Source organism: Symmachiella dynata (assembly GCF_007747995.1).
Classification (GTDB): domain Bacteria; phylum Planctomycetota; class Planctomycetia; order Planctomycetales; family Planctomycetaceae; genus Symmachiella; species Symmachiella dynata.
In genome coordinates, this window is record NZ_CP036276.1 from 387,958 (window position 1) to 403,419 (window position 15,462).

The following is a 15,462-nucleotide window of genomic DNA, read 5'->3' on the forward strand; positions in this document are numbered from 1 at the left end:
AAGAAACTCCATTGCAGTTCACCCCATTGAGCAACCTCACTTCTTGAGGTTGTCCTCGCATTTCATCGGAAGGGGCGGTCATGCTCACCATGCGGTCAATTCTTACGTTGATTTCAGTTGTCCTGCTGACCACCATGTCGACCAGCCGCGCGCTGGCGGCGGATTGGATTGATCTCTCGAAAGCAGAGATCGTCATGCCCGACGACGGCACTGTCGTCAAGACCGCGCGACGTGTGCTCACCGAAGAAGTCGCCAAGCGGACCGGAATCGAATTGGCCCATGGCACGTCACTTGGCAAAAGCAAGGCGCCGGTCATCGTGCTCTGTCGCGCCGACAAAGCTCCCGCGGAATTGCGAGAGTTCGTCGCCGCCATGAAAGTGCCCCAGCAGGCGGAAGGTTTTGCCATTGCCGTCAACCAACAGGGCGCGACTCCCATCGTGGTGCTGGCCGGGTATGACGAACCCGGTGTGCTATTTGCTGTGGGGCGGTTCATGTTGCAGTTGAAGATGAAACCCCAAACCATCGAGTTTCCCGCTGACTACCGGATTGCGACCGCACCGCGCTACCCACATCGAGGACATCAAATCGGTTTTCGCAACCTGGCCCATTGTTATGATGCTTGGACGGCTGAGACTTATGAACAATACATGCGAGAATTGGCGGTGTTCGGTGCCAATGCGTTCGAAACGACATCGTTTTCGCTCGAAGGGCTTGATGGTCCGCATGCCAAATTGACTGGCCCAGAGATGGCCGCAGCATGGTCGCGGATTTGTCAGGAATACGGTTTCGATTTCTGGCTGTTTGGGTCGGCAATGGGCGGTGCGGGGAAATCCGAAGCCCAAGAGTTGGCCGCGATTGAATCGCAATTGGAACGACTCCGTGTGATTCCCCACCTGGATCATATCTATCTCACCGGCGGCGACGGCGGGAGTTCTCACCGGCGTCCCGACTTAATGTTCCAGCAGACGGGCCGGTTCGCCGAGCAGGCACGCAAAATCCATCCGGGACTTGGTGTGTGGGTTTCCAATCAAGGGTTCGGGCCTGAATTGAATAATTGGTTTTTCGATTACCTACAGCAACAGCAGCCGGAGTGGGTGACAGGGGTGGTCTACGGCGCATGGTCGCGGATTCTGCTTGACGAACAACGCGCACGGGTGCCGTCGCGTTATCCAATCCGCCGTTATGCAGACATTGGTCATTGCCTGCGTGCCCAATACCCGGTGCCGGGCTGGGACCGCGCCCTGGCACAGACGCTCGGCCGCGAGCCATTTGCCCCCCGGCCCAAAGGGCATGCCCGGATTCACAACCTGTTTGATGAATACGCCGATGGTTTCGTGACTTATTCCGATGGTGTTGGCGATGACATCAACAAATTCACCTGGACGGCATTGGGCTGGGACCCGGATCGCGACGTGAATGAGATCATGCTCGACTATTCCCGCTTCTTTTTTGGTTGGGATATCGCCGAACAGGTGCGGGATGGTCTGTTCATGTTGGAAGAGAATTTTTCCGGTTCGCTGGCGGACAATGACGGCGTTGAAAAAACTTTCGCCCTTTGGAAATCCCTGGAAGACAATGCGGACGACGCGTTGCTGGCCAACTGGCGTTTTCAGGAATGCCTGTTGCGGGCCTACTATGACCAATACACGCGATTGCGACTGATCAAGGCAAACGAGAGTGAGACGCGGGCTCTCGCTGCGTTGCGAAAGGCTCCGCAGATCGGTGTTGAGCCGGCGATCAAAAAGGCACGCGCGATCTTGGCCGAGTCGGACCAAGATGCGACGACCGACGCGCTCAGAACGCGGATCGTCGAACTGGGCCAACAGCTTTTTGAAAGTATCGGCGCGCAGCTGGACGTCGAGAACTACCAGGCCAGGAATGCGGAACGGGGGGCGGTGCTGGATTTTCTCGACACACCCCTGAACGACAAACTATGGATCGAGGACGAACTCGACGCAATTCTTGCCGGCCGGTTCACAGCAACCATGCCTGAGGAACCGGGACAGGGGGATGTGCGCCTCGCACGTCTGGCACGCATCACCGATTGGGAAGATGCCGGTCCGGGCGGATTCTATGACGACTTGGGCTGCACATGGAAACAACCGCATCTGTTAAAACCAAAATCGCTGTGGGATGATCCGGGAGGTGTAACGACTCCCCGCGAAGCGCATGCTATGTACAACGCCGAGCACCACAGGCTCTCCTGGCTGGATGTCGAGGAAGCCCTGTTTGCCGCCCCGTTGACAATGCATTACGAAAAGCTCGATCCGAAGGCGAATTATCGCATTCGCGTGACCTATCTCGGACGCTACAACGCGACCATCCGCCTCGTCGCCGACGACAAATATGAAATCCACGGCCCCTACGGCCACACGTTGAAGGGAGCCCGTTATACCGCCGGTTACAGCGACAGTGCAGCCGTGGCTCGGCCAACGGATGACGGCAAACTCCCGGAGGTCACCCCATTGGAATTCGTGATACCCCGCGAAGCAACGCAGGATGGGGTGCTTGATCTGACCTGGCAACGGATTACTGGTCGCGGAGCGCAGGTGGCTGAGATCTGGTTGATTAAAGAATGATGTGGCGAGTTGGAAAAATTGAACGGTCTCACTTCTGTGGGCGTTGTTGCGTTTGCTCTTCCAACCACGACACTCCTCCGCGCAGAGCGCCGAACACGTTGCCCCGCCAGCCGTGGCCGCCCGGGTAGGTCTGCAGCTTGACGTCGGCTCCATTCTCACGGAGTTGTTCCTCTGCGTTGCGGGCCCTGCGATGTTTATTAGATCAATCCAGTGGCCATTCCTTTTCGAGACGACTCTTCAATTCGGCAAGTTCTTTCTTCTGCAGTTTTACGTCCGACGACTTACCGGAGAGCGAGCGACGTGCTCGGACGACGGTACGATAAACCGACTGAAATAATATTTTGCGCAACTTGTCTTCGTGACGTGCAATCTCGTCTTGTCGAAAGTCTGCCAATGCATGGCCGACAGAACTTTGCTGATAGACCGAGGATTCGGCGGCATATCCGGGCAACTCTTTGACCAGTGTCGCAAGTTGCAGACTATCGCCGGTCATGGCGGCGGCGGCCAAGTACCAGAGGGCTAACTGGTTCTCATCGTCGATGTCCTGGTCTTCGATCGCTTGGAACAGGTCGTTTCGAGCCGTTTCCGCAGCCTTCGTACCAGGTTGGATCTCCATCTGCGACCGTTTCCGCAAGGTCCGCGTCATCAGTGTTTTTACACTTGCAGGTGGTTTGCTGATTTGAATCGCATGTTTGACCAATGCTGACATCACATCATCCAAGACGATATGCGTTTTGAAATCGTAGTCTTTGAACTTGAGGGTCGCCTGCAGCGATTTGGGGAGGCTTTGAAAAACCACCAGTGGATCGGCGGATTTCGGTTTGCCTAGGCAAGAAAACACAACCTCGTTCGGATCGCTTTTGTTTCGTTTTTTCTCTTTCGCTTCAACCCGGACTTGCGTTCTGGTCTTCACGACCGTGATCTCCAATAAGCTTCCGTCTTCGATTTTCGCGTCATCGAGAAGTTCAACCTTCCCCGATTTCATGATCCCGCGAATTGTCCGGCGATCGGTATTTGTCTGTTTCAAGAATGTCTCCCATGTCTGAAAAATGGGCTACCCGGGTGTTACCCTACCGCGGTTGGAGCACCGCGCGGTAGATGCGGTCTTGTTGTTCGTAGACGATGGTCCACTTACCATTGCTTAAGAATGGGTTGGAGACGGTGTCGACTTTTTTGCCGGTAAACTCAGCAGCGCCGGACTTCTTCCAGGTCAGTAGGTCGCTGGATTGCCAGTAGGGACGGCCGGCTGCTTGGGACAGGCCGAGGTAATGTCCTCCCAGGTCGGCTACCGCGAGTGAACCGGTTTCTTCAATCGTAGGGATCACCGGTTCATTTTGTACGCGTTTCCAGTGCACCATGTCGGTCGAGACGGCGATGTTTAATCCCTGCTGACGCGTCTTTTGGTTCATGCCGCGAAACAACAGGTAGTAGCGGTCGTCGCGTTCAAAGATTGGTGAGGGATGGGTGCTCAACAGTGTGTCCCATTCACCGGGGCGGCTTTGCAGGACGGGATTTTCGGGATGCTTTGTCCAGGTTTTTAAGTCGGTCGATGTCGCAATGCCAATCTGTTTGGTCTTGCCGTCACGGCCGGAGTAAAAGAGATAATAGCGATCCTTGTGCTTTGTGACCGTCGGTAATTTGGCGACCACGTGGTCCCACGCTCCCGGTGGACCGATGTCGAGAATTGGGTTTTGCGGCCACTTCTCCCAGGTGATTCCATCAGCCGAGGTTGCCAAGCCCATCCGCTCATGTCCCCCTTGGTTGAACGGTTTGTCCTGCGCCTCGAAGAAACAGTAATACGTTCCGTCTTCGACCAACACGAACGGATTGTCGACCGCATAATGATCCCAGGCGCCGGCCGGTCCCCGGTCAATGACGGGACGACCTGAGGGCATCTCGACCCAAACTTGGGTCGTGTCGAACGGCGGAAGTTCCTCAGCCGGTAAGGAATGTGGCAGCACGAGTAGCAACCCGAACAACACCCAGCATGGAACATTGGGCAGTCTCTGTCGGTAGGACAATATCATTCTGGTTCCTTAGATGGAGATTGCAATTTTTGCTTCGTGCTGCGTGACTTCCAAAATCTCCGGGGGGCGCGGCTGCGAGAATTCTCCTTGCGGTCGGGCCAATCGCTGGATGCAATCGCCCGGCTCTTCAAGTGAAACACCCCGCCTGCTCAAAGTCGCAGACGGGGTGTTCGTTGGATTCCAACCCAGCGCCAAATTGGCGTCGTGCGGCTTAGTGTTCAAAATCGGGCTCTTTGCCTTCATAGGCCCGATAGAAATCGTAGATCGCTTTTTCCAGCGACTCGGCCACTTTGGGATCGACGGTTTGTTTGCATTTCATCGCGGTCACGATGATGTTGTGGGCGGCCTTCAGTTGCTTGACGTAGGCCTCGTTGTCGGACTTGATCCGTTGTGCAAAGAAGTATTCCGCCATGATCTTCTGCGTCTTGGATGCGTGTTCTTCTTTGGTGTTGATCCAACGCACCAGTTGGTTTTTGGACTGAGCGTCGCTCTTTTCGGAAAGTTCGTTGATCTGCGTCATCGCTTTGGAGATGGTGCGGAAGTCTTCCAACATCTGTTCAAACCGAGTCTGGTCGCCGTAGATACCGCAGGGGACTTGGCAATGCGCATCGGCAGTGCGGACACCAACCAAACTGACGGCGGCCAGGGCGAGTGAGAGCGTTACGAAGCGAGACATGTTGTCATTCCTTTTCGCTAAAAGTGTGGACGAGCGCCGCAGGTACAATCGACGCCCTGATTTTCAAATACAGAGGGGCGTATATTACCATGTCGGCGGTGCTCTGGTCAAAAGGTCGAAACAGGCAGTAATGTGACGGGAAATTATGAATTCTTGATGAGTGGTCTATCCCCCAAGCCCCATCAGTTTTGCCATTTTCCTGGATTTGTTCCATGCGTGATGGAGATTTCGCTCTGCGTGACCCAGGGCGTGACGGCAGCTTTTTTGGCGGCATGGAGGTCAGGATTCCTCGTCACGCTTCTGCTTTCCAAGTCGAACGTTGGCGTCGCAGTTGCCGAACTGACGGAGGCTTCTACAATAGGGGGCACAACAGACAGGCTCGATTCAAGTTCAATGCAGAAGAGGATTGCACGATGAGTGACGACGTACGGAAACAGATTATCGAAGAATTGAAAGTCGCCTACTGGATGGAAATCGAGACGGTGATGAACTACATCGCCAACTCGATCAATCTGGATGGCGTACGTGCGGAAGAAATCAAAAAGGCGCTGGCCGCCGACGTGCAAGAAGAATTGGGGCACGCGCAAGTGTTGGCTCGGCGAATCAAAACGATCGGTGGCGAGGTCCCCGGCAGCCAAGCATTCTCCGCGACACAAGACGCGCTGCAGCCTTGCTCGGACCATACCGATGTGAAGTCCGTCATCAAAGGTGTGATTGCTGCTGAAGATGGTGCCATCAAGCAGTACAACAAGTTGATCAAGCTGTGCGACGGTGTGGATTACGTCACGCAGGATCTGTGCATCACCTCATTGGCGGACGAAGAAGAACATCGCCGCGACTTCATGGGGTATTTGACGGAATACGAACAGCGCAGTTAACAAATCCAATTCCAGAAATGCCGCGGGTGAAGGGGGCGTGGATAATTGATTGTTGTGCGGAAACCCTCACCCCGGCCCTCTCCCAGAGGGAGAGGGAGAATATGTTGTTGGTCGCTTGCGCGGTATTGTGAGGCGATTCTGGTTGGTCTTGGTTCGTGCTGCGCTATAGCGGAGTGGGAGGGTTCAAAGAGTCATGTCCGGTGCATTATTAAAAATTGACGGTGAAGTCTCGCAAGCGTTGGAGTTGTCGTATGCCGATTTCGAGGCTTTTCCCGAAGCTGCGCAGGTTTGTGACGTCAGTCGATTTCACCCCACGCGGCAGGGGGATGGAGTGACGTTGCAATCGATTTTGGACCGCGTCCAGCCAGCCGAGTCGGCGACCTATCTCACGCTACACGCCTCGCACGACGACTTTGCCGCCAGCATTCCGTTGGCGGCCGTCGCTGCGGAGGGGATCGTCGTGTACAAAAATGCCGGCGCGCCGTTGCCGGTGGAGAAGGGGGGACCGGTTCGGTTTCTGATCCGCGATCCCGCCGCCTGTCACACGGCGGAGTTAGACGATTGTGCGAACGTCAAATTCGTCGACCGCATCGAACTCACCGCCGGCCGCGGCCGCGACACACGCCCGGAAGACGACGAAGAGCACGAGCAACTGCACGCCAATGAGTCATAGGTCTGTGGGTAACACGAAACTCAAAAGTTCCAATGTTCCGGCAAACTGGCACCGCACAATTCGCATTTGAACCAGCCGTCTTTCACGATATTCCTCTCACGACAACCGGGGCACAGACGAAACACGATTGATGTCGTAAAACCGCCGGGGTGAGGTAGTGGAACAGATTCTAGCGCTGCCGCGACGTGCGGCCAAGATTCCGGTTCGGGGCAAAAGCCGGTCGACTGATTCGAGACTTCCGTGACGTCTCCTTCGGCTGTGAACGTCATCTCTCCAGCGGATAGAACAGGACCGCCCGCAGCGCAAGCAACGTGTTCTGAGCGACGTGGTGCAACAAGCAAGCATCCGTTTCGATCAATGACAAATGTTGCAACGAGCGTTCCGTCGATTTCCGTGTCGTCGGAATGTCGTGTCAACCATTCGACTATATCCGGTTTACTACGAATAAATGCGCCGGAAGGTAAGGACCGGGCTGCGTCACGAATTTCTGAGGGACCAACATAGTCGTAGAGGCGAGTTTGCATTGGATTTCGATAGCAAACGCGAAAAGGGTCTGAGCAACATCCTCGGTGGACAACCGCGCGAATTCGACTGGGGAATTCGCTTTCAAAGCCGCCGGAATCTGTGTTGAATCCGTGTTCAATCTGTGGCTAAAAAACTGCGAGCCCAAGTACGTCGCGTCCGTATCGTTATTCCGCCCAAAAATGCGAGACGCGTTGTGCGAAGATCATCCCCACGACGATCAGGCCGCCTAGGATGGTCATCATGACCGCAGCTGTCGAGATGCCCAGTGCTTTGGCCGCTTGGGGGGCGATTCGGCCATCTTCGGGGTCGACGACAATGGCACGGAGAGCTTGATTGAACATTTCGGCCGCCAAGACGATCGTCATCGACAGGACCACAGCGACCCATTGCATCAGGCTGAGGGCCAAAACGTAACCGGTCGCCAGTACGATGCTGCAGCCGAAGAAATGTACAAAGAAGGCGCTGCCTCCGCGGATTCCTCCGACCACACCCCGTTCGGTCAGCACCAAATGCTGTCGCCAGGCGGGCCGTTTTTGTCGACGGACGGAATGACTGCTGTCTGATCGATGGTAAGTTTCTCGCGATTGCATAGTACGTTCCAGATGGTGCGTCCGGTTCGAAGGTTTGACTTTGTGATCCACAATTGAACTCACTGGGGGAGCGACTGAATGACAGCCGCTGAGGTTTATCGCGTCCCGCCGCTGCCGCTGAAGGAATCGCCGCTGAAGGTATTCGATCTCAGGTTGATGAATCGCGGTTCGACGGAAATGCCGATGCTGCTGGTGTTTTTACTGGGGTTGTAGGAGGCGCCGACGCGCAGATTAAAGTCCTTGCCTTGCCGGGTCACGGTGACGGATTGCCCACGATCCTGGTTTTCTCCGATATCGTAAGCTGTGCCGACTGTCGATCGCCATTTGGGGCTCATTTCGTAATTGACGCGCAACGTAACGATTTGGCTGTCTAGGCCTGAGGAGTTTTTGATTTGGCTGATGCCGGCGAAGAAGCTGCCGCGATCGGTTCGCTTAGAGAGCACACCGGCATCCCACAATTGCTGGCCGCCTTCGAATGTGTCCCAGCCGGCGCCGGCGTACAAGCTGGTCCGTGCCCCGACGTTCCATTGATACCGCGCGCCGAACAAACCAAAGTCTTCGCCAAAGTTATCGCGATTCGGATCGGGGAAGTACGATGTTTCGAAATCCAGGATCATCCAGTCCTTGATCCGCGGACGATCCAGCGGGCCGACTTTCGTTTGCCAGCGGTTCCGCCAGGCCAGCCGCGCCACTTGTTGATCGTCGACCAATTCGTGATAGGGGGCAGTGACGGATCGTCCGGCTCCCGTGCGTACCGCGTAAAACCGTGGGTCAACCGTCGCCGGCAACATGCCGCCGTAGGTTGTGGTGATCATATGTCGGGTGAATTCTTCTTGGGAGTTGTCGTTGAACTCGTTGTAAATCGGCACATCGTTCAAATCCACGTTCGATTCGGAATACGAATAATCCGCCGTAAACAACATCTTGTGCGCGAGTCCATTGAGGTTGAAGATGTCGCTTTGCACTTCGGGCATGTATTTGGAGAACATCAAACTCCCCCGCACACCCAGGCTGCCGTAGAGCCGTGTTGTCTGCTCGGCGTTTGCGTCTTCTTCCCAATAGGTCACTTCGCCCAAGGCATAGGGGACAATGATTGCCGGCCCTAAGTTAAAGGGGGCGTTGAGTTCATGTTTGGTCGAGGCGATGTTTCCGCCGACGTCCACATCCCAGGGCAGGGGACTAAACAGGGGATCGATCTCCGGTCCGGGATCCTGCACGGTCCGCAGGTTGGCGTTGGCCAGCCAGGAATGTTGCGTCCAGGTTAAGGCTCCTCCGAAGAGCGGTTGGGACAGCGTGTAGAGGTCGGCCCGCGGCAACCATTCGGTTTGCGTAAAAAAATCATTGACCCGTCCGCGGGCAATCACCGACCAGGCCCAATTGTCCAAATGCTGCTTGGCGTAACCGTAGGTCTCGTTGTCTTTACCGTTGTCGTATTCATCCTCGAAATACTGTTCCAGGAAGTTGTAATCGGTGAGGTAGCCGACTTCGCCCCAGAAGGTGATGTCGTAGGGGAAGTTGTGACGATGCCGCATGCGGAGCCGTCCGCGGTCTTTGGTTTCCAAATCCAAATCGCGGCGTCGGCGGCCCAGATTGTCATGTCCGGAGTCGTGAATGTAAAAACTATCCGAGTTCCCGCTATAGGTCCCGGCGATATTGAAGAGATCCTCGCCTTTGTAAGCCGAATCGGTCCCGATGGAGAATCCGCGCTCGGTGAAATAATTCAGCAGAAGATTCAGCCGCATATTTTCCGGCTCTTCCCAACCGGCCAACATGAAGACGTCCCAGGCGGTATAAATTTGCGACCCAAAGATGTTGTCGCTTTGATAGGTCAGTCTGCGCAACGGGATGTCGGGTTCTTCGGCCGGAAAACTGAGTTTGGGCCAATAGAACAACGGCAGGTCATCGAAACGAAATGTGTTGTTGAGCGTCGTGGCCCACAGTTGCATTTCGGGTTCCATCAGACCGGTTTCCGGGTTGTATTCCGGTTCGCCACCACCAAAGAACCAACTGGCGGGACGCGGGTCGAGGAAAATGTCGGAGGCTTCGATGCGGTAACCCGGTTTGCCGAATTCGCTGGTGGTGATCCAAGCACCTTGGGCGTGAAACGATTGCTCGGCCAATTGTCGGATGACGTTGGCACGGACGCGCACGTCGTTTTTGATCTTGGGTACTTTCGACCGCAATTCGGCATCCATAATGTACGCTTGATTGGCGCGTGCGTCGTAATAACCCCGCTTGGATTTGATAACAGTCTCCCCTTGGCGGACGACCACATTGCCTTCCAGATAAAACCGGAGTGGCTGGTCAGGGGATTCTTCACCAACGGCGGAGAAGGCTCCGTCGCCTTGTCGCCACATCACCACGCGATCGGCCGAAAGATCGATCGGTCCGGCCAGTGTGCCATCGGGTGCGCGGACACCTTCGACTTGCACGTTCACGCCGCCGGTGATGATCGTCACCGTTTCGGGCGGAACTGTGTCGGTGGATTGTTGGGTGACAGCATTAAACGGCACTTGGCTGCGCGAAAAAATCTGAAATCGCCGGATGCCATTTTGAGTTGGGTTGAGCGGGATGTCACTTGTTTCAGGAAACGGCTGCAAGCTGGGGCCGTCGGGAGGGGACTCGTCGGCCGGTCCCGGAGCGCGAAACTGTGTCTGGCGAATGCGCGGCAAGGTGCCCCGTGTACGGCGCTGCCACGCACGGCGATACAAGACGTCATCGGTGGCCGGTTTTTCTTCGATTCGTTGCCGTACATGAATCGTCATTCCGCCGCCGGTCACCAGATCGAGCAGCAACGAACGCTCCGTCAACGTGCGTCCTGGTTGTTCCACGCGGACGTCGCCATCCAAAAATGCTGTCACATGATCGCGTCCCGAATCAGCTTGCTTGGTGATCCAGAGCACCATTTCGTTGGCGGCAATGTCGGTGCCGCCCTGTGTGATATGGCAGCGGCCGCGCAATACCGACGTAAAGGTATCGCCATCGTGCCAGTCCTGGGAATGCTCAGCACTAATATGGATCGCATCCGACTTTGTGGTGGACTCCGCAGGCGCAATGTCATCGGCCGCCGCCGGTGCGAAATAAATCACCAGCGACGCCAATACGGCAAGGGCCGTAAAGAGCTTCCAAAGTCGGGAATGGGTTTTGATGCCGGGTCGGCTCACAAATGAGCTTTCAGGTCGTTCTCGGTGAGCTGGATTGGGAGTTGCTCGCACTTGCCCGAGGGATGGAGAAACCATGATCGGACACGGTCGGCACAAGAATGCCGTCGAGCAAACCGTTAAAAAATACAGACAGGGATCAGGATGTGAGAGAGTAGGATGAAGGGAGTCTGTTGCCCGGGATCGGGCGGTGGCCCGCGCGCCGTCCGTCACGGCGTTCGGGAATGGGGCGGGATTATAAGAGCGGTTCCGCAAAAGTGTCAATAACGGCTCGCGCGGCTTCTTTACCAGGAAAGTCCAGCGCAAGACCTTTGCTGAAAGCGCTTTAACCACGGCCAAGGCCGCTGACGATTTGTTGCTAGACTTTCGTTTTAAGAGACCTGCCGCGCCAGTGCCAAATCGCCCAACATCCCTGCGCTACGAACAGTGCAATGACCGGCATCAACGGCGTTCGCATTCGCATGTTGGCCCAATAACACGTATGGACCAGTGTAAACGAGACCAACAACAGCGCAGCGGGCATCCAATCGGGCCATTGATTCTTTTTGAGAGAGCAGAGTCCCAAAATCATGTCGGCCAAGATAATCACATAGAAAGCGCAGACGCTGTATTTCAAGATGCGTCCTAAAATCGATGTGGGCTCCTGAAGGGGAACAACGCCCCACAGTCCCCGCGCCAATCTCAAAAAGGAAGCCCGTAAGAAAAATCCTGGCTCGGCGGCAATATTGTCGTGCGCGCGGTCGTTCATCCAGCGGTCCCGCGCGATTTCCGTTGTGATCGGCGGATCATGCTTTTGTATCTCCTGCTCCAATCCGTCTTGCCAATTCTTAAGGCTTTCACCCGACCAGACGGCGTTCCAATCTCCACCGACCACTTCGTGGTAGTACACCGGGTTATTTCCCAGTAGTAGCGTATACCCTCCATGTGTCGTGGTCAGAATGGGTCGGCCCAACACGATGACGTTTCTAACGACCCAAGGCGACGTGATGAGCAGAATCCCTAAAAGAATCGGCAGGGGGTTGACGACATCTTGTCGGCCGATGCGCCGCAGGATCCACCACACAGCTGCCAAGGCTCCAAACGCCCAAATGGTTGGTCGGCAGAGTGCGTTCAGACCGAAAACCAATCCCACGCTCAGTAACCGACCGTTTGTGGGCGGGTTGGAATCTGTGTTCGGAGCGATTGTCCAAAACAATAAAGCCAGCAAAAACGCCGCCAGCGTTTCGGTCATGACCAACGTCGTGGACTGTAGTAATAACGGATCGACAGCGGTGATTGCCGCCGCAACCAGGCTAAATCGTGATAAACCGAGTCGGCGAGCCGTGGCATAGCTCAGCAGTATGGTTCCTGCTCCTAAGACCAGATGCAGAGCGGCAATTCCCGCGTCGTTCAGCCCGGTTTTCAAGATCGCTGCGACGATCAGGGTATAGGCCGGGGGGCGGTAGGCGGTCGGTTGTTGTGTTTGGGGATGCAGGTAACCTTGGCCCGCTGCGACATGCTGGGCGATTGCGCGATAGGCGTCGCGGTCCTCGGCCAGATGGTCAAATTGCGTCCATAATACGGCGACTCGCAAGCCGATTCCTGCGGCGAGGATGATGATCAGCCAAGTTGTGTCGGAAATCCGTTGCACGTTGCCGTCCAGGTTGAGTGAGTCAAAGGCCGCCGCATGCTATACTACTCGCGCGTGCTGGGTTTGGAAATACGCGGATTGGTGGGGTCAGCGCGAAACGTGATGGGAATTCGGCCTTTGGCTTTTGACCGCAGGCTGTCGGAATAGCCGGCAACCCCGGAATCGCCTATCGTTTCTCCAATCGATGCCGGCCCCAGTGACGAACCCTAAAGTCTAAAGTCTAAAGCCGACAGCCTAATCTCGCGGGGAGAACATTGTGGCAGCCACGGATGCGCCTAGACCAGAGCCGAACGATTCGCCGCGGCTGTCCCGCTTTGTCGATTTTTTGATCCGCCACCGGATTGCCTTGTTCCTGTACGCTTGCGTGGCAGTCGCCGGTGGGATCGTTCCCGCGTCTCAACTCACGTTTGATCAATCAATCGAGTCGCTGTACGCCAAAGACAATCCGCACCTGTTGGATTATCTACACAGCAAGAAACTCTTTGGCGGCGATGAATTTGTCGTCCTCGCGTACACCGATCCGGAATTGTTGGCCGACGAAGGCTTGGATCGGTTGGAGTTATTTGTCGAGAAGCTCGAAAAAATCGAGGACGTCGTCAGCATCCAGGATTTGGCCGCGTCGATGAAAGTCGGCAATATTCCGTTGCTCGACGAGAACGAAATCCTCGATTTGTATCGTGGTTTGCTCATCGGCGAGGATGAACAAACGACGGCGGTCATTTTGCGGCTGCAATCATTGAATCAAGCGAAACGGTCGCGAGCGGAAACCATTGCCGCGATCCGCGCGGTTGCCAAGGATTACCAGTTTCCCGTGCATATCGTCGGCGAACCGGTGCAGGTGCACGATATGTTTCGTTACGTCGAAGAGGATGGTGAAACGCTCGGCCTGTGGTCGTCGGTGCTGCTGATTGGTGTGATCTTGCTGTTCTTTCGTTCGCTACGCTGGGTCGCGTTGCCGATTTTGATCGTGCATGCCACGTTGATTTGGACCAAGGCGATTTTAGTCCTCAGCGGCATGCAGTTGAGCATGGTCAGTTCGATGCTGACGTCGCTGATCACAATCATCGGGGTGGCAACATCCATTCACCTCACCGTCCACTTTCGCGAGCGGCGCAAACACGCGGATCGAACCGAGGCGTTGCGGCAAACCTTCATCGACCTGGGACCGGCGATTTTTTGGACCTGTGCCACGACAGCCGTCGGTTTCGCGGCTTTGCTCTCCAGCCACATTACACCGGTGCAAAGTTTCGGCATCATGATGGCCTTGGGGGCGATGCTGGTTTTGGTTGCGGCAGCCACACTGTTACCGGGTGGGATTTTGATCGGATCATTCAGCCCCGATCCCCATTACGCACCGGCTGAAAAACGACTGGGGGCCGGTTTGGAGCATGTGACCAACGCCATTGAACGCCGACCACGGCTGCTGGGCTTCGCCGCATTGGCCTTGACGCTCTTTGCCTTGGCGGGCTTCATGCGTTTGCGGGTGGAGACCGATTTTTCGAAAAACTTTCGCGACGACAGCGTCGTGGTCCGCGACTTGAACTTTGTGGAAAACCGTCTGGGCGGCTCGGGAACCTGGGAAGTCAATTTCCCCGCTCCCTCTGCGGATGAGGAGCTGGATGAGGAGTTCTTAGACCGCGTGCGCGACGTGGCCGATCAGCTCAACGCGCTCGACGAGCCGCAAGGGGAAACTGAAAGTGAATCCGAACCCCCCAGGCCGATGTTGACCAAAGTGCTCTCGCTGCCCGATGGTTTCGATGTTTTGCCGGACAGCGCGTTTTTTGTCTCCGTTTCGTTGGAGCGGAAACGCAAAATCATGCACAGTTTCCAGCCGGAGTTCGAAACAACACTCTACAACCCCGAACAGGGCCGCATGCGGATCATGCTCCGTGCTAGGGAACGTCAGCAATCCGATGCCAAACTTCGCGCGATTGATCAAGTCACGGAAATCACTGCCGGCGAATTCGGTGAAGCCAATGCGACCGGGCTGTTTGTGTTGTTGACGTTTTTGATTGAAAGTCTGCTGAGTGATCAAATCACCAGTTTCGTACTGGCAGCCATTGGCATCACGACCATGATGACCATTGCCTTTCGCAGTCTGAAAATCGGCCTGATTTGCTTGGTTCCCAACGTGTTTCCGATCATTATCGTCATCGGCCTGATGGGGTGGGGTGGTGTGCCGATTAATATCGCCACCGCCATGATCGCCAGCGTTTCCATGGGGCTGACGGTCGATTCCAGCGTGCATTACATCGCCGGCTTTCGCCGCGCTCAGGCCCGGGGGCTGGATGTAAACGACGCTCTGCGTGCCACGCATCAAGGGGTCGGCAAAGCCTTGGTCTTCGCCAATATCGCCTTGATTCTTGGTTTCAGCGTGCTGACGTTGTCGCACTTTATTCCGCTGATCTATTTTGGCGTGCTGGTCAGCGTGGCGATGCTGGGCGGGTTGATCGGCAATTTGGTGCTGTTGCCGCTCTTATTGCGGTTGGCTGAGGGGCAGTCGATGGATGACGTCTCCCCTGGTGAAGCCCAGAGCTGAGGGGTGGTGGAGCGGACGTCTGCGGTTTACGTAAACTTTGCCGCTGCGCGGGGCGCACCAAAAATCCGGCTGTGTGGGCTTTTTGGGCGGTTCGCTCCAACCTGCGCGATCCAGCGGTGTGATCGATGGCATTTCGTTGACATGCCAATTTTCAGGGTCTAAGATCGGCGTTCCCCCGCAGACC

At 55.8% G+C, this 15,462-nt stretch carries 10 protein-coding genes; 4 read left to right on the forward strand and 6 right to left on the reverse strand.

The window, feature by feature from the left end; all coding sequences use genetic code 11:
• Positions 1 to 80: 80 nt before the first annotated feature.
• Positions 81 to 2,579: a hypothetical protein gene (locus Mal52_RS01435; protein WP_145373832.1), complete on the forward strand. Its 2,499-nt coding sequence runs from the start codon at positions 81 to 83 to the stop codon at positions 2,577 to 2,579.
• A gap of 202 nt (positions 2,580 to 2,781) precedes the next feature.
• Here the strand turns inward: Mal52_RS01435 and Mal52_RS01440 are convergent, their stop codons facing one another.
• From Mal52_RS01440 to Mal52_RS01450, 3 genes are all read right to left on the reverse strand, one after another.
• A complete protein-coding gene (locus Mal52_RS01440) occupies positions 2,782 to 3,606 on the reverse strand; it encodes a hypothetical protein (RefSeq protein WP_145373833.1) in 825 nt (274 codons plus the stop codon).
• A gap of 43 nt (positions 3,607 to 3,649) precedes the next feature.
• Positions 3,650 to 4,606, reverse strand: a complete 957-nt coding sequence (locus Mal52_RS01445) for a glycoside hydrolase family 130 protein (RefSeq protein ID WP_145373834.1) — start codon at positions 4,604 to 4,606, stop codon at positions 3,650 to 3,652.
• 211 nt (positions 4,607 to 4,817) lie between these two features.
• Complete coding sequence (locus Mal52_RS01450; RefSeq protein WP_145373835.1) at positions 4,818 to 5,282, reverse strand: superoxide dismutase [Ni]; 465 nt, start codon at positions 5,280 to 5,282, stop codon at positions 4,818 to 4,820.
• A gap of 413 nt (positions 5,283 to 5,695) precedes the next feature.
• On the opposite strand from Mal52_RS01450, the gene Mal52_RS01455 reads away from it, so the two are divergent.
• Positions 5,696 to 6,160: a ferritin-like domain-containing protein gene (locus tag Mal52_RS01455; protein ID WP_145373836.1), complete on the forward strand. Its 465-nt coding sequence runs from the start codon at positions 5,696 to 5,698 to the stop codon at positions 6,158 to 6,160.
• Positions 6,161 to 6,353: 193 nt separating this feature from the next.
• Positions 6,354 to 6,833, forward strand: coding sequence for a molybdopterin-dependent oxidoreductase (locus Mal52_RS01460; protein WP_145373837.1), 480 nt, complete (start codon positions 6,354 to 6,356; stop codon positions 6,831 to 6,833).
• A gap of 689 nt (positions 6,834 to 7,522) precedes the next feature.
• Here Mal52_RS01460 and Mal52_RS01470 read toward each other — a convergent pair.
• The 3 genes from Mal52_RS01470 to Mal52_RS01480 all read right to left on the reverse strand — a co-directional run bounded on the left by Mal52_RS01470 (position 7,523) and on the right by Mal52_RS01480 (position 12,739).
• The gene (locus tag Mal52_RS01470; protein ID WP_145373839.1) at positions 7,523 to 7,948 is read right to left on the reverse strand and encodes a diacylglycerol kinase; all 426 of its coding nucleotides are present in this window, start codon (positions 7,946 to 7,948) and stop codon (positions 7,523 to 7,525) included.
• Between the two features lie 95 nt (positions 7,949 to 8,043).
• Positions 8,044 to 11,112: an LPS-assembly protein LptD gene (locus tag Mal52_RS01475; RefSeq protein WP_145373840.1), complete on the reverse strand. Its 3,069-nt coding sequence runs from the start codon at positions 11,110 to 11,112 to the stop codon at positions 8,044 to 8,046.
• Positions 11,113 to 11,467: 355 nt separating this feature from the next.
• Positions 11,468 to 12,739 (reverse strand): ArnT family glycosyltransferase, encoded by a 1,272-nt coding sequence (locus Mal52_RS01480; protein WP_197534588.1) that lies wholly within the window; start codon positions 12,737 to 12,739, stop codon positions 11,468 to 11,470.
• Between the two features lie 256 nt (positions 12,740 to 12,995).
• Between Mal52_RS01480 and Mal52_RS01485 the strand changes: the two genes are divergently transcribed.
• Positions 12,996 to 15,278 carry an efflux RND transporter permease subunit gene (locus Mal52_RS01485; protein WP_145373842.1) on the forward strand — a complete coding sequence of 761 codons (2,283 nt, stop codon included), beginning with the start codon at positions 12,996 to 12,998 and terminating at the stop codon, positions 15,276 to 15,278.
• Positions 15,279 to 15,462: the final 184 nt, after the last annotated feature.

Bases quoted from the DNA above. Each gene is read 5' to 3' on its own strand.
- Mal52_RS01435 (WP_145373832.1), top strand. From the start codon at position 81: ATGCTCACCATGCGGTCAATTCTTACGTTGATTTCAGTTGTCCTGCTG.
- Mal52_RS01445 (WP_145373834.1), bottom strand. From the start codon at position 4,606: ATGATATTGTCCTACCGACAGAGACTGCCCAATGTTCCATGCTGGGTG.
- Mal52_RS01450 (WP_145373835.1), bottom strand. From the start codon at position 5,282: ATGTCTCGCTTCGTAACGCTCTCACTCGCCCTGGCCGCCGTCAGTTTG.
- Mal52_RS01455 (WP_145373836.1), top strand. From the start codon at position 5,696: ATGAGTGACGACGTACGGAAACAGATTATCGAAGAATTGAAAGTCGCC.
- Mal52_RS01460 (WP_145373837.1), top strand. From the start codon at position 6,354: ATGTCCGGTGCATTATTAAAAATTGACGGTGAAGTCTCGCAAGCGTTG.
- Mal52_RS01470 (WP_145373839.1), bottom strand. From the start codon at position 7,948: ATGCAATCGCGAGAAACTTACCATCGATCAGACAGCAGTCATTCCGTC.